15 protein-coding genes are annotated in these 14,951 nt (G+C 65.6%); 5 read left to right on the forward strand and 10 right to left on the reverse strand.

Features of this window, described 5'->3' with window-relative positions; translation table 11 throughout:
* Positions 1-420, reverse strand: a complete 420-nt coding sequence (locus P24_RS08620; RefSeq protein WP_008944322.1) for a nuclear transport factor 2 family protein — start codon at positions 418-420, stop codon at positions 1-3.
* A 79-nt stretch (positions 421-499) separates the two neighbouring features.
* Here P24_RS08620 and P24_RS08625 point away from each other — a divergent pair, with 79 nt between their 5' ends.
* From P24_RS08625 to P24_RS08645, 5 genes are read left to right on the forward strand one after another with little or no spacing between them, the layout of a single operon-like run.
* Positions 500-871 carry a hypothetical protein gene (locus P24_RS08625; RefSeq protein ID WP_008944323.1) on the forward strand — a complete coding sequence of 124 codons (372 nt, stop codon included), beginning with the start codon at positions 500-502 and terminating at the stop codon, positions 869-871.
* A gap of 58 nt (positions 872-929) precedes the next feature.
* Positions 930-2,180, forward strand: coding sequence for a sarcosine oxidase subunit beta family protein (locus P24_RS08630; protein WP_008944324.1), 1,251 nt, complete (start codon positions 930-932; stop codon positions 2,178-2,180).
* Between the two features lie 11 nt (positions 2,181-2,191).
* Positions 2,192-2,473, forward strand: a complete 282-nt coding sequence (locus P24_RS08635; RefSeq protein WP_008944325.1) for a sarcosine oxidase subunit delta — start codon at positions 2,192-2,194, stop codon at positions 2,471-2,473.
* A complete protein-coding gene (locus tag P24_RS08640) occupies positions 2,470-5,496 on the forward strand; it encodes a sarcosine oxidase subunit alpha family protein (protein ID WP_008944326.1) in 3,027 nt (1,008 codons plus the stop codon). The genes P24_RS08635 and P24_RS08640 overlap by 4 nt, the downstream gene beginning before the upstream one ends.
* Positions 5,489-6,022, forward strand: a complete 534-nt coding sequence (locus P24_RS08645; RefSeq protein WP_008944327.1) for a sarcosine oxidase subunit gamma — start codon at positions 5,489-5,491, stop codon at positions 6,020-6,022. The genes P24_RS08640 and P24_RS08645 overlap by 8 nt, the downstream gene beginning before the upstream one ends.
* Here P24_RS08645 and P24_RS19210 read toward each other — a convergent pair.
* The 9 genes from P24_RS19210 to phnC form a co-directional block, all read right to left on the reverse strand.
* Entirely contained in the window at positions 6,019-6,924 is a 906-nt protein-coding gene (locus P24_RS19210; RefSeq protein WP_008944328.1) for an FkbM family methyltransferase, read from the reverse strand. The two genes, P24_RS08645 and P24_RS19210, sit on opposite strands and share 4 nt — an antisense overlap.
* Positions 6,925-6,944: 20 nt before the next feature.
* A complete protein-coding gene (locus tag P24_RS08655; protein WP_008944329.1) occupies positions 6,945-8,039 on the reverse strand; it encodes an ABC transporter ATP-binding protein in 1,095 nt (364 codons plus the stop codon).
* 10 nt (positions 8,040-8,049) lie between these two features.
* On the reverse strand, positions 8,050-8,865 hold the full coding sequence (locus P24_RS08660) for an ABC transporter permease (protein WP_008944330.1): 816 nt from the start codon (positions 8,863-8,865) through the stop codon (positions 8,050-8,052).
* Positions 8,862-9,767, reverse strand: a complete 906-nt coding sequence (locus P24_RS08665) for an ABC transporter permease (RefSeq protein ID WP_202802375.1) — start codon at positions 9,765-9,767, stop codon at positions 8,862-8,864. The genes P24_RS08660 and P24_RS08665 overlap by 4 nt, the downstream gene beginning before the upstream one ends.
* 156 nt (positions 9,768-9,923) lie before the next feature.
* The gene (gene betI, locus P24_RS08670; protein WP_008944332.1) at positions 9,924-10,649 is read right to left on the reverse strand and encodes a transcriptional regulator BetI; all 726 of its coding nucleotides are present in this window, start codon (positions 10,647-10,649) and stop codon (positions 9,924-9,926) included.
* A 129-nt stretch (positions 10,650-10,778) separates the two neighbouring features.
* Positions 10,779-11,870 carry an ABC transporter substrate-binding protein gene (locus tag P24_RS08675; RefSeq protein WP_008944333.1) on the reverse strand — a complete coding sequence of 364 codons (1,092 nt, stop codon included), beginning with the start codon at positions 11,868-11,870 and terminating at the stop codon, positions 10,779-10,781.
* Positions 11,871-12,030: 160 nt separating this feature from the next.
* Entirely contained in the window at positions 12,031-12,840 is an 810-nt protein-coding gene (gene phnE / locus P24_RS08680; RefSeq protein WP_008944334.1) for a phosphonate ABC transporter, permease protein PhnE, read from the reverse strand.
* A gap of 122 nt (positions 12,841-12,962) precedes the next feature.
* The gene (gene phnD, locus P24_RS08685) at positions 12,963-13,946 is read right to left on the reverse strand and encodes a phosphonate ABC transporter substrate-binding protein (RefSeq protein WP_008944335.1); all 984 of its coding nucleotides are present in this window, start codon (positions 13,944-13,946) and stop codon (positions 12,963-12,965) included.
* Between the two features lie 78 nt (positions 13,947-14,024).
* Complete coding sequence (gene phnC / locus P24_RS08690; RefSeq protein ID WP_008944336.1) at positions 14,025-14,885, reverse strand: phosphonate ABC transporter ATP-binding protein; 861 nt, start codon at positions 14,883-14,885, stop codon at positions 14,025-14,027.
* Positions 14,886-14,951 lie beyond the last annotated feature (66 nt).

The raw sequence follows: 14,951 nt of genomic DNA on the forward strand, positions 1-14,951 counted from the left end.
CTACTGCACCGACCGGGGCCTTGTGGGGTCGTCCTCGTCTTCGTCTTCGGGCGGCTGATCGCGGGTCGGGCCGGCCTGATGGTGGACGAGGCGCCACTCGCCTTCTTCCCGGACGAACAGGTTGGTGGCAATCAGGAAGCCCTCGGGAAACGCCTCGAAGCAGGTGACATAGCCGGCCTCGCCCAGTACGAAGGCGCGGGCGTCGCGCGGGGTGACGGACGGCGCGTTGCCGGTATTGCCCAGAATGCCGCGCCAGCTTTCCATCACCGCCTCGCGTCCTTCCAGCACGCCCCAGCCGGGATGGATGCAGGCAACCGGCGCCCGGCGTGCCCACAATGCCTCCATCGCCGGATAATCCCGCCCGGCGAAGGCCGCGTAGAACGCCTCGTTGGCGAACAGCAGCGCCATCCGTTCATGCATGATTGCCCCCTTGCCCCGACCTGCAGCCCTTATCCTTGCACCATTGCCTTATAGCCATAGATGGTGTTTGTGCAGGGCCATGGAAGATGAATATCTGCAGGAACGGCTGCGCGCCGTACTGAAAGGCTGCGCCCGGAATGGCGAGACCATCGCCTATCTGGAGCTTGCCCATGCTGCCGGCATGCAGCCGCCGCATCTGGTGCACCGCGTGACCGAGGCGCTGGAGCAGATGGTCCGCGCCGACCATGCCGCCGGCCTGCCGCTGCTGGCAGCACTGGCGACGCGCAAGGACGGGCTGATCCCCGGCCGCGGCTTCTTCTGGCTGCTGACCGAGCTTGGCCGCTATGACGGCCCGCCTGAGGGCGATGAGGCCATCGCCCATTACCGGATTCTGCTGGAACAGGCCATCGCCTACTGGTCCGCAGATAGTGCAGGCGGCCATGCGGGTTGAGCCGTTTCCGCGATGCGAGCAACCCGTTATGCTGCCCGCGAGCTTTTAGGAGAACATCGTGCGCCGCTATTCGATCTGGGCCCTGGCCCGCAACGCGCTTGGTTATCATGAGGGGTGGGAGCGCGCCTGGCGCAGTCCCGACCCGAAGCCGGAATACGACGTCCTCATCATCGGCGGCGGCGGGCATGGGCTGGCGACCGCCTATTATCTGGCCAAGGAACACGGCATCACCAATGTCGCCGTGCTGGAAAAGGGCTGGATCGGCGGCGGCAATACCGGACGCAACACCACCATCGTGCGTTCCAACTATCTGTGGGACGAGAGTGCCGCCCTCTACGAGCATTCGCTGAAGCTGTGGGAAGGGCTGAGCCAGGACATCAATTACAACGTCATGTTCAGCCAGCGCGGCGTCATGAACCTGGCGCACAACCTGCACGATCTGCGCGAGCTGAAGCGCCGGGCGCATGCCAACCGGCTGAATGGTATCGACTGCGACTTCCTGAGCCGCGAGCAGGTCGGCGAATTCTGCCCGCTCATCAATCTATCGCCCGATATCCGCCATCCGGTGCTGGGTGCCACCGTGCAGCGGCGCGGCGGCGTCGCCCGTCACGATGCGGTGGCCTGGGGCTATGCCCGCGCCGCCGATGCGCGCGGCGTCGATATCCTGCAGAATTGCGAAGTCACCGCCATCCTGCGCGAGGGCGGCAAGGTCACCGGTGTGGAGACCAGCCGGGGCACCATCCGCGCGAAGAAGGTGGGCATCGTCACCGCCGGCCATTCCGGCGTGCTGGCCGGCATGGCGGGCTTCCGCCTGCCGGTGGAGAGCCACCCGCTGCAGGCGCTGGTGTCGGAGCCGGTGAAGCCGATCCTGGACACGGTGGTCATGTCGAACACGGTGCATGCCTATGTCAGCCAGTCGGACAAGGGCGAGCTGGTGATCGGCGCCGGCATCGACACCTACACCTCCTATTCGCAGCGCGGCGGCTTCAACGTGGTCGAGGACACGCTGCACGCCATCGTCGAGATGTTCCCGATGTTCAGCCGGATGCGGATGCTGCGGCAATGGGGCGGCATCGTCGATACCTGCCCGGATGCCAGCCCGATCCTGTCGAAGACTCCGGTCGAGGGGCTGTTCATCAATTGCGGCTGGGGCACCGGCGGCTTCAAGGCCACGCCCGGCTCCGGCCATGTCTTCGCCCACACCATCGCGCGCGGCGAGCCGCATCCGCTGGCCGCTCCCTTCAGCCTAGAGCGCTTCACCACTGGCAAGCTGGTGGACGAGCATGGCGCCGCCGCTGTTGCGCACTGAGGAATAGAAATATGCTGACCATCCCCTGCCCCTGGTGCGGCGACCGCGACGTCCATGAATTCCGCTATGGCGGCGAAGCGCACCTGAAGCGCGAAAGCCGGGCGGATACTCTTTCCGACGCCGAATGGGCCGACTTCCTGTTCCTGCGCACGAACCCGAAGGGCGACCATGCCGAACGCTGGTATCACGCGCATGGCTGCCGACGCTGGTTCAACGCCATCCGCAACACCCATACGGATACGGTGCTGGCGGTCTATAAGCCGGGCGAGAAAAAGCCGGAGGTGCGCAAGTGAGCCAGTCGCACCGCCTTCCCGATGGCGGCCGGATCGACCGGTCGCGCACGCTTTCCTTCCTGTTCGACGGCAACCGCTATGAGGGCCATCCCGGCGATACGCTGGCCTCGGCACTGATCGCCAATGGCGTGCATCTGGTCGGGCGCAGCTTCAAGTACCACCGGCCGCGCGGAATCTTCTCCGCCGGGTCGGAGGAGCCGAACGCGCTGATCCAGCTTGGCCTCGGCAACCATACCGAGCCGAACCTGCGCGCGCCGCAGATCGAGCTGTATGACGGGCTGGTGGCAGCCAGTCAGAACCGCTTCCCCTCGCTCACCTTCGATCTGGGGGAGGTCAACGATATCGCTTCGCCGCTGATCCCGTCGGGCTTCTACTACAAGACCTTCATGTGGCCGAAGCGCGGCTGGATGACCTATGAACGCGCGATCCGCCGCATGGCCGGGCTTGGCCGCGCGCCGGACGGGCCGGACCCGGATACCTATGAGCACCGCCACGCCCATTGCGACGTGCTGGTCGCCGGCGGCGGCGTTGCAGGCCTTGCGGCGGCGCTGGCGGCGGGCCGCGCCGGAGCGCGGGTCATCCTGGCCGACGAACAGGCGGAGATGGGCGGCTGGCTGCTCACCGAAGGCAGGGACGGCATCCGCATCAGTGGCCGCCCGGCCACCGACTGGGTGGAAAAGACCGTGGCCGAGCTGGCCGCTATGGAGAATGTCACCCTGCTGCGCCGGACCACAGCCTTCGGCTATTACGACCATAACTGGCTGGGGCTGGCGGAGCGCGTGACCGACCATCTGGGTCCGTTTTCGCCCGCGCATCTGCCGCGCCAGCGGCTGTGGAAGGTCCGCGCGAAGCAGGTGGTGCTGGCGGCCGGCGCCATCGAGCGGCCGCTGGTGTTCGCCGGCAATGACCGGCCCGGCATCCTGCTGGCCGGTGCGGTCCGCAGCTATATTGCGCGCTATGGTACGCGGCCCGGCAATGCGCTGGTCGTCGTCACCAGCAACGACAGCGGCTACCTGACCGCGCTGGAAGCGCACAGGGCCGGCATTGGTGTCGCCGCCATCGTCGATACACGGGCAGAGGCCACCGGTCCCCTGCCCGCCCCCTTGGCCCAGGCGGCGCGCACGGCGGGCCTGCGGCTCTATCAGGGCCATGGCGTGATCGGCACCACCGGCCGGCTGCGCGTCGATGGCGTCAGGCTGGCGAAGCTGTCCCCGGACGGCAGCCGCATTGAGGGCAAGGGCTTCGGCATTCCCTGCGACCTCGTCGCCATGTCGGGCGGCTGGAACCCCAATGTCAGCCTGTTCTCGCAGTCGCGCGGCAAGCTCTCCTTCCGCGAGGCGGACGGCGTGTTCATCCCTGGCGAGGCGACCCAGCCCCTGCGCAGCGCCGGCATGGGCAATGGTGCGCTGACGACGGCTGAGTGCCTGGCGGAAGGCTTCGCCGCCGGGGCGGCAGCGGCAAGCGATGCCGGCTTCACCGCCGGCAAGACGCCCAGCCTGAAGATCGAGGAGCCGGAAGTCCCGGCAGCCGCCCCGGTCTGGCTGCTGCCACCGGAGAAGCCGCTGGCGCGGGCCAAATGCTTTGTCGATTTCCAGAATGACGTCACCGCCGCCGACCTGAAGCTGGCGGCGCGCGAGGGTTTCCGGTCGGTCGAACATGTGAAGCGCTACACCACCACCGGCATGGGTACCGATCAGGGCCGCACCAGCAATGTGAATGCGCTGGCGATCCTGTCGGCAACGCTGGGGCAGGATATCCCGGCGGTCGGCACCACCACCTTCCGCCCGCCCTATACGCCGGTCGCCTTCGGCGCCATCGCCGGGCGCAATATCGGCAAGCTGTTCGACCCGGTGCGGCGCACGCCGATCCATGGCTGGCACGAAGCGCAGGGTGCGAAGTTCGAGAATGTCGGCCAGTGGGTGCGCGCCTGGTATTACCCGAAGGTGGGTGAGGACATGCACGCCGCCGTGAACCGCGAGGTGAAGGCGGCGCGTACCGGCGTGGGCATCCTGGATGCCTCCACCCTCGGCAAGATCGAGGTGAAGGGGCCGGATGCGGCGGAGTTCCTGAACCGCATCTACACCAATGCCTGGCTGAAGCTGGGCATCGGCAAGGCGCGATACGGCCTGATGCTGCGCGAGGACGGCATGGTGTTCGACGACGGCGTGACCGTGCGGCTGGCGGAGGACCGGTTCCTGATGTCCACCACCACCGGCAACGCCGCACAGGTGCTGGTGCATCTGGAGGATTACCTGCAGACCGAATGGCCCGATCTGAAGGTCTATCTCACCTCGGTCACGGAGCAGTACGCCACCATCACCATCAACGGGCCGAAGAGCCGCGAGCTGCTGGCGGGTCTGACCGGCGACATCGACACCGGCAACGAGACCTTTCCGCATATGAGCCTGCGTGAGGGCACTGTCGCCGGCATTCCGGCGCGGGTCATCCGCATCAGCTTCACCGGCGAGCTGTCCTACGAGATCAATGTCCGCGCCAGCCGGGGCCGGGAGCTGTGGGAAGCGCTGATTCAGGCCGGCGAGCCCTTCGGCATCACCCCCTACGGTACCGAGGCGATGCATGTGCTGCGCGCCGAAAAGGGCTTCATCATCGTCGGCCAGGAAACCGATGGCTCGATGACGCCGGATGATCTCGGCATGGGCTGGATCGTCTCGGCGAAGAAGCCGGACTTCGTCGGCAAGCGCTCGCTCGCCCGCTCCGACACGGTGCGCGAGGGCCGCAAGCAGCTGGTCGGGCTGCTGACCGAGGACCCGAAAGAGGTACTGGAGGAAGGCGCGCATGTCGTGGAGACGGTGCTGGACAAGCCGCCCATGCCGATGCTGGGGCATGTGACCTCCAGCTATTACAGCCCGAATGTCGGGCGCTCCATCGCGCTGGCGGTGCTGAAGGGCGGCCGCTCGCTGGCCGGCAAGACCCTGTCCGTGCCGATGCCGGACCGGGTCATCAAGGTGACGGTGACCGAGCCGGTCTTCTTCGATCCCAAGGGGGAACGCGCCAATGGCTGACACGATGACGGACACGCCGGTGCGCATCGCGCCGCTGCCAGCCGGGGGCAAGCTGATCCTGCGCGCCGACGCGGCGGACAAGAAGATCGCCGCTGCCGCGAAGAAGGCACTGGGCGTCGCCCTGCCGACCGAACCGCTGACCAGCACCGCCAGCGACAAGGCGACGGTGTGCTGGCTTGGCCCGGACGAGTGGCTGCTGCTCTGCACGGAAGAGGAGCGTGCAGCCCTGCAGGCCGCGCTGGAAACCGGGCTGGCCGGGCAGCATGCCGCCATCGTCGATGTCTCGGACGTCTATCTCGGATTCGATGTCGCCGGCGAGAAGGCGGCCGAGCTGCTGGCCAAGGGATGCAGCCTCGACCTGCATCCGACGGCCTTCGCGCAAGGCCACGTCGCGCGCACCACGCTGGCGAAGGCCGATATCACGCTGCTGCGCAGCGCAGAGGGTTTCCGGCTCTATGTTCTGCGCTCCTTCGCCGACTATGCCGGCCTGTGGCTGGAAGATGCGGCGCGGGAATATGGCGGCTAAAGCGGCATATCCGAGGGGCTGAAGGGCGGCATGTCAGCGAGTGCGGCGGCATGGCGCGCGGCCTGATCTTCGGTCAGGTACAGCACGTTGGTCTCGGTTGAAGCACCGAAGATATTGTACCTGTCGCCGCGGAAATTATCCGGGTTGTAGGCCATCGCTTTAGCCGTCCAGCCGCGATAGCCCAGCGGGTGCAGCACGGCCTCCACCGCCTCGGCCCTGCCCCTGGTTGTCGCCTCCACGAACAGGGCGGGATGCAGCCGTTCCAGCGTGCCGGCCATGCCGCGCAGCACCTCCGCCTCCATGCCCTCCGCATCGATCTTCACCAGGTCGAGCCGGTCAAGCGCCAGATCGTCGGCGCAGATCATCGGGATCGCCTCGAAGCTGCGGGTGGTGGATTGGACATCGCGGAAATGCACCGCCCCAAAATTGCCTGCCGCCGCATAATCGACGAGCGGCGGCAGGACGTGGTCTGTGCGGTCGCCGGCCAGCGCATTCAGGATCAACACCTGCGTGTGGCCGTTGGCCGCCACGCTGCCGGACAGGCAGGCATGGATGTAGCGCTGCGGCTCCACCGCAATCACCCGCCCCTCGCGCCCGACCATCTTCGCAAAGGCAAGCGTGTGCGCGCCCAGATTGGCGCCAACCTCCAGAATCGTGCCGCCCGGCCCGACGAAATTTCCCATCAGGGCGATTTCCGATTCCGCCCATTCGCCATAGCGCCGCAGCGATTCGCCGATGGTGGTGTCACTGCGTGGAATCAGCATCCAGCCATGCCGCGTCTCGATCACATCGACGGCCCCGGTATGCAGCGTCGTCGGCGGAAGGAGCGCCGGCGGTGGCGGAAAGAGCGTACGTTTGACCTTGCCCGCCAGGCGACGGGCCTGCCGGGCTAGGACGATCATGGGAGAGTCCGTTCGCTGGGTTATTCAGGCAGCACTACTATGGCGTCATCCCGCCAGGAGAGCCAGACCGGAGTACCGTCATCCAGATCCTCGCGCACCGTTCGCTCGACATTCTGCGCCGACACGGCAACCGGTGCGGCCATGCCCGGCAGCCGCACATAGAACTGGCTGCGGTCACCCAGATAAGCCGAGGTGGCGATGTTGCCCTGCACGGCGGGCAGGTTTTCCAGCGGCTTGTCCGTCGTCAGCGCCAGCTTCTCCGGCCGGATCGCGGCGATGGCCCGGCCATTCACGGCGAAGCCCGGCAGCGGCGCGCGGATCGTGCCCAGCCCCTCCGCCTCCAGCACCAGCCGGTCGGTCTCCTGTCCGCGCGGCGAGGCCATGAAGAAATTCATGCTGCCGATGAAGTCAGCCACCATACGGCAGTTCGGCGCTTCGTATAGCTCGCGCGGGGTCGCCACCTGCATGACCTTACCCTCGGACATGACGGCGACCCGGCAGGACATGGTCAGCGCCTCCTCCTGATCGTGGGTCACGAACACGAAGGTGATGCCGACCTCGTCCTGGATTTGCCGCAGCTCCAGCTGCATCTTCTCGCGCAGCTTCTTGTCCAGCGCGCCCAGCGGCTCGTCCAGCAGCAGCACCTTCGGGCGTTTGATGAGGGCACGCGCCAGCGCCACGCGCTGTCGCTGCCCGCCCGACAGCTCGTTGGACCGCCGGTCGCCATAGCCGGCCAGATTGATCATCTCCAGCGCCTCGGCCACCTTGCGGTCCAGTTCCGCCTTCGGCAGCCGGTCCTTGCGCAGTCCGTAGGCGATGTTGTCGCGCACGGTAAGGTGCGGAAAGATCGCGTAGCTCTGGAACACCATGTTGGTCGGGCGGCGGTTCGGCGGCACCACCGTCATGTCCTGCCCGTCGATCAGGATGCGCCCCTCGGTCGGCGTCTCGAAGCCGGCGATCATGCGCAGCAGCGTGGTCTTGCCGCAGCCCGACGCGCCGAGCAGCGAGAAGAACTCGCCGCGCTGGATCGCCAGATCGACGCCGTCCACTGCGGTGAACCCGCCGAAGCGCTTGTAGATGCCCTGGATATCGATGAAGGATTCGTCTGTGCTCATGGCGATCCCATCATAAATCGGGTTGCTTGTCGGGTTGCACGCCGCGCCGCCGCAGCCATTCCGCCAGCACGATCAGCAGGGCAGAGCCCAGCAGGATCAGCGTGCCCAGCGCCAGCACGCCGGGCAGGCGCTGCGGGAAGCGCAACTGGCTGAAGATATAGAGCGGCAGCGTCGGTTCGGTGCCCGACAGGAAGAAGGCAATGATGAATTCGTCGAAGCTGATGGTGAAGGACAGCAGCAGGCTGGCGACAATGCCCGGAAACACGATGGGGAAAGTCACCCGCCAGAAGGTCATCCAGGCGCTTTCGCCCAGATCCATCGAGGCCTCCTCCAGGCTGCGGTCGAAGCCCTCGAAGCGTGACATCAGCACGCCGGTGGCAAACGGCACGCACAGCAGCACATGGCCAGCGGCGACGGTCAGCAGCGAGAGGCTGAGGCCCAGCCGGTTCACCAGGATCAGCAGCGAGATACCGAGGATGATCTCCGGGATCACCAGCGGCAGCATGACCAGCCCGAACAGCGGCCGCTGCAGCGGGAAGCGATAGCGGGTTACCGCCTTGGCCGCCAGGATGCCCAGCAAAGTGCTGGCGACGGCAGTGAAGATGGCGACCTTCAGGCTGGCCGCCAGCGCATCGAACATGCGCGGGGTTTCCGCTAGCTGCGCATACCATTGCGTGGTGAAGCCCTTCAGCGGAAAGGCGACGAAGATCGAATCATTGAAGGAGAAGATTGGCAGCACGAAGATCGGCACATAGAGGAAGGCCAGATACAGGCCGGCATAGACCATGCGCAGCCGCTGCCCACTATCGCGCGTTGCCCCGCTCATTTGATGCTCGCCACGCCGCGTTTCGATAGCCAGATCGTCAGGCAGGCAATCGCAGTCACTCCCAGCATGGTGGTGATCGCCAGCGCCGAGCCCAGCGGCCAGTTATTCGCCTTGCCGAACTGCGCCTGGATGATGTTGGCGATCATCACGCCACCGGTGCCGCCTACCATGGTCGGCGTCACATAGTCACCGACCGTCGGGATGAAGATCAGCACCGAGGCGGCGATCACGCCGGGCATGGAGAGCGGCAGCGTCACCCGGAAGAAGCGCCGGACCGGCCCGTCGCCCAGATCCGTCGCGGCCTCCAGAAGCGTGCGGTCGATTTTCTCCAGCGAGACATAGATCGGCAGGATGGCGAAGGCCGCCCAGGCATGGGCCAGCGTCACGATGACGGCGAAGGGATTGTAGAGCAGGAACTGCAGCGGCTCCGAGATCAGCCCCAGCGACATCAGCCCGGAATTGATGACGCCGTTATAGCCGAGGATGACCTTCCAGGAGAACACGCGCAGCAGATAGCTGGTCCAGAAGGGCAGCGTCAGCAAGATCAGCCAGAGCAGCTTGTGGCGCTTCACGTCGAAGGCGACGAAATAGGCGATGGGATAGGCCAGCAGCACGGTGACCAGCGTCACCATCGCGGAAATACCGACCGAGCGCAGGAACAGGATGCGGTAAATCTCGCGGCTGAACACATCCTGGTAATTCTTCAGCGTGAAGCTGGTATCCAGCGTCACATAGCTCTGCGACCAGAAGCTGTAGGCCACCATCAGAGCCAGCGGCACCGCCATCGCCGCCACCACCACGAACAGGGTGGGAGACAGCAGCGTGAAGCCGCGCAACGCCTCGCTGCGCGCCCAGAGGAGCCGTGCGCCGCCCTGAAAGCCGGCCGTCATGGGGTCGCTCAACCGCGCCTTCTCCCTCGGTTCGGTCCGCTCATGCCGAATGACGCCCCCCGGATATCACTGCTGACATCTCATGAATTCCGGCCATCTGGCGCAGCCGGTAATCCCGCCTTCTATCTATTCGGAAAAAGCCCGGTTTCGCAAGTGCGGCAAGGCCGGTCAGGCTGCTGGAACAGCTGCCCCGGTGCTGGGAAAATGCCGCGGGAACATCCCGGTCAGGAAGGCCATGCACACCCGCCGTGCGCCATTGCGGTCGAACCGCGTCGGGGTCAGCAGCAAATCCAGCCACAGCCCGTCGGTCAGCGCCATCAGGCCGGTGGCGACATCCTCCGCCTCGACCGTCTCATAGCCGCCCTGCACCACCAGTTCGGCGCACAGCGCCTGCACCGTCTCCAGCAGCTCGCGGTCCTGGCGCTCGCACACATCCAGATAGGTCGGGCGCGACCGCGCCTCGCCCCAGAAGGCGTACCAGACGGCGATCTTCTTGCGGTTGCAGACGGTGGGATGGAATTCCGCGTCGATGATGGCGCTCAGCCGCGCGGCGGGATCGCTGCCCGCCTTCTCCACCGCCGCCTTCCAAAAGCCGGTATATTCGTCGGCCAGATGGGTGAGCGTCTCCACCAGCAGCGCATCCTTGCTGGTGAAGTGGAAATTCACGATGCCGCGCGACAGGCCAGCCCCCTCGGACACCTTGGCCAGCGTGGTGTCGGCGAATCCGGAATGGGCGATGGAATCGATGGTGGCCTCGATAAGCTTCAGCCGGGTCGCCTCCTTGGCGGCGGCGCGCTGCGTGCCGGGGCGCTGGGTCCGGCCGGAATTCTGTGGCGCGGTCAGGGATTTCGGCGGCCGTCCCCGCCGGGCCGTGGAACGCGGCGCTGACACCATTTCCCCTCGTACCTCCGTCCCTCCGATGTGGCGGTATGTTTCGCGTAAAGCGGCGCGAAAATCCAGCGCGAAACGGAAAAGGGCGGCACCGTGCCCGACGGCGCCACCCTCCTCCGGACCTTCAGACGATCAGCGGCCCGAAAGCGCGCGGATTTCCTGCCACATGGCGACCAGCTTGTCCTTCTCCGGGATCGCCTGCTGGAAGAAACCGCTGGCGAGGAAGGCATCCACGTCCTCCGGCAGTTCGGCTGCTTCGCGCACCGCCGGATCGATCGCCTTCAGCGCCTTGGTGTTGGCCGGGCCATAGCCCATCTCCTTCACCAGGAAGTCGGTCGCTACTTCGGAGTTGTTCGAGTCGATCAGCGTCAGCGCCTTGCCGACATCCTTGGTTTCCTTGTGCATGACGAAACCGCAGACGAAGGTCATGACGCCGCTCTTCGGCCGCAGGAACTTAACCGGCAGGTTTTCCGCCTTCATCTCGGTGTAGTGGTCGTTCCAGGTGATGGCGGCCACCACCTCGCCCGAGGCCACGGCCTGGGTCAGCGTCGTCGAATCGCTGGTGACCAGCCGCAGATTGTCGGCCAGCTTCGCCAGATGGTCGCGCAGCTTCTTCTCGTTGGCCGGTGTCAGCTTCTCATAGGGGTTGATGCCCAGATGCAGGGCGGCCATCGCCACCGTATCGTCCACGCCTTCAAGGGCGGCGACCCGGCCCTTGTATTTCGGGTCCCACAGGATGTCCCAGCTCTGCTTCTCGGCATATTCCGGCGCCAGGTCCGTGCGGATGGTGACCGAGGTGATGCCCCAATATTGCGGCACGAACCAGACCTTGCTGCCCTCGGCCGCCATGCCGGTGATCTTGCGCAGCGGCGGGGCAATGCTATCCCAGGTGGACAGCTTCGCGGTGTCGATGGGCTGGATCAGCCCGGCATCGCGCCAGCGCGGCACCTCATAGGTGCAGGGCGCCATGACGTCCGGCTTGAAGCCCGCCATCATCTTGGCGAAGGCCTCGTCCTCATCGGCGAACAGCGCGGATTCCGGCTGCTTGCCGTACTTCTTGGCATATTCCTCGAAGAAGGCCGGCTCGGCCAGATTCTCCCAGGTGAACAGCATCGCCTCGGCCGCTTTTGCCGGCTGTGCCTGACCGGCGACCAGCAGGAAGGCGCTGGCGACGGCGCCGGAAAGCAGCGCCCGGCTGAATGTCTTGGATCGGTGCATGAACATCTCGTCTCCCTGGATCGTGCGGGTTGATCGGCAGTCGTTTCGTCAGACAGCGGTGGCGATCAATTATCCTTTTGCACGATCCTATATCGGGCGCGTTCCCTCGCCAACGGGCATCAGCAGGCGCCGATGCCCCTTGGCAAAACCTGGCGAAACGACGAGATCAGATGAACAGCTTGCGCAGGCGCTGCGAGACCACGTCCAGCAGGCTGACCGAGACGATGATGATGATCATGACGGCACAGGTCTGGGCAAAGTAGAAGCCGCGGATCACCTCCCACAGCACCACGCCGATGCCGCCCGCGCCGACCATGCCGACCACGGTGGCCGAGCGGACATTCGATTCGAAGCGGTACAGCGCATAGGAAATCCACAGCGGCAACACCTGCGGGATCACGCCGAATACGATTTCCTGAATGACATTGGCGCCGGTCGCGCGGATACCCTCCACCGGGCGCGGGTCGATGGCCTCTACCGCCTCGGAGAACAGCTTGGCCAGCACGCCGGTGGTGTGGATGAACAGCGCCAGAACCCCGGCGAACGGGCCGAGGCCGACCGCGACCACGAACAGCATGGCGAAGACCATCTCGTTGATCGCGCGCAGCATGTCCATCAGGCGTCGCACCGGCTGGTTGATCCACCAGGGGGCGATGTTCTCGGACGCCAGCAGCGCAAAGGGAACGGCGGCGACGATCGACAGCACCGTGCCCCACAGCGCGATCTGGATCGTGATCAGCATCTCCTCGACATAGAATTCCCACTGCCGGAAATCCGGCGGAAAGAAATCCTGCGCGAAGGTCGCCATGTTCCCGGCGTCGCGGATCAGGTCCAGCGGACGCATCTCCGCCCCTTCCCAGGACCAGATCAGCACGGCCAGGAACAGACCCCAGCCAAGATAGCTCAGCAGCGATTTCTTCAGGTCGCGGGGCGGCAGCTCCAGCGCGCCATCGGCAGCGCCTGTCCGGGTCGTCATGGCCATCTCCTTGGTGGAGGCAATGGATTTGGGGCGGCGGAAGTGAGTCATGGCAGAAAGGCTGGGCTTAAAAACCGAGGCCGGCGCGGTTTCCCGGCGCCGGCCTCCAGTCGTTGCGGACCTTAGTTGGTCTTCATCTTCTTGTTCAGCGCGTCGAGCTGGGCGTTGATCTCGCCGAGCTTCTGCTGCTTCTCGGCCGCCGCCATCTTGTCGTCATTCTCGATCCGAGTCTTGGAGCGGAACAGCTCAAGCTGGCGGATCGGGATCAGCTGATCGTTGCTGCTCTCACGGAACGGCGCCCAGGACAGGCCGGCCAGCACCTTCTTCTCAGCTTCGACGTTCGGGCCCTTCACGCCATAATCCATGAAGAAAGCCTTGATCTTGCTCTTGGCCTCGGCCGGCAGGTCGGCGCGCCAGACAATCGGGTCGGACGGGATCAGCGGGGAGCGCCAGATCTCCTTGATCTGGGCATACTTCTCCGGGAAGTTCTGCTTGATCCGGTCCATGCTCTCGGTGTTGTTGGTCGCGATATCGACCTGGCGGTTGGCAACGGCCAGCGCATTGGTCTCATGGTTGGCGGTGACCATGCGCTTGAAATGCTGCTTGGCATCGATGCCGTTCAGCGCGAACACATAGTAGCTCGGCACCAGGAAGCCGGAGGTCGAGTTGGGATCGCCATTGCCGAAGGTGTAGTCCTTGCCGTTCTCGACCACGGCCTTCAGATCGTTGACCGGCACGTCCTTGTGCGCAATCAGCAGCGAGTAGTAGCCGGCGCTGCCATCGGCGGCGACGGTCTGCACGAAGATCTCGCCATTGGCGCGGTCCACGGCTTCCATGGCCGACTTGTTGCCGTACCAGGCGACATCGACCTTCTTGAAGCGCATGCCCTCGATGATGCCGGCATAGTCCGGCGCGAAATAGGCATTCACCTTCATGCCCAGCTTCTTCTCCATGTCGGAGAGGAAGGGCTGCCAGACAGTCTTCAGATTCTGCGAGGATTCGGTCGAGATGATGCCGAAGTTCAGCTCCTTCATCTCGGCCGCCTGCGCACCGGCGGTCAGCGCGGTCATCGCGACCACGGCACCCGCAAGCATTTTGCGAAGCATTCCACTACCTCCTGATTTCGTCACCGGAAAGTCCCGGTCTTTCGCGCCCTTCCCCCGAAGGTCACGCAACAGCCGCCGTCAGTGCGCGGCCACCAGGGCCGGGGAAGCCGCGACGGGCTCCGGCCTCTGATTCCTGATGAAGTCGCCGAGGATCAGCTCCTCGCTGTCGGCGCCGTAAAGCTCGCGCAGGAAGTCCGGCGTCAGCGCCTCGCTCGGCCCGTCATAGATGATCTCGCCGGCCCGCATGGCGACGGTGCGCGGGCAGTAGCGCAGCGCGTAATCCACCTGATGCAGGGACACGACGACGGTGATGCCGTCCTCGCGGTTGATGGTGGCCAGGATTTCCATGACACGGCGCGCCGATTCCGGGTCCAGCGAGGCGATGGGCTCGTCCGCCAGCACGACCTCCGCCTGCTGCACCAGCGCGCGGGCAATGGCGGCGCGCTGCTGCTGGCCGCCCGACAGGGTGGAGGCGCGCTGCGCCACATATTGGTCCATGCCGACGCGCGCCAGCGCCTGCATCGCCATCAGCTTCTCGTCGCGGGTAAACAGGCCGAGCGTGCCGCGCCAGGCCGGGATGCGGCCCAGCACGCCGGTGACCACATTGGTCAGTACCGACAGCCGGTTCACCAGATTGAACTGCTGGAAGACGAAGCCTATATGCGCGCGGATGCGGCGGACGTCGCGGGATACCGCGCCACCCGACTGCACCGTCTCGCCCAGGATGCGGACCTCGCCCTTGCCGCCCTGGCCCTTGCCACTGGCCGGATCGCCACCAACCAGCCCGGCGACATGGCGCAGCAGGGTGGACTTGCCGGAGCCGGAAGCGCCGATCAACGCCACCATCTCGCCCTTCTGGACAAGCAGCGACACGTCGTTCAGGGCGCGCGTTTGCCCGAAAGTCTTGCTGAGGCCGGAAACCGTGATCGCGGTTGACATACCATCCCCGTCAGTGGTGCGGATCGGTGTCCGGTGTATCAGCCGCCCGTTACGGTTCGGTGACGC

The sequence above is a fragment of the Oceanibaculum indicum P24 genome (genome assembly GCF_000299935.1).
Lineage (GTDB): Bacteria > Pseudomonadota > Alphaproteobacteria > Oceanibaculales > Oceanibaculaceae > Oceanibaculum > Oceanibaculum indicum.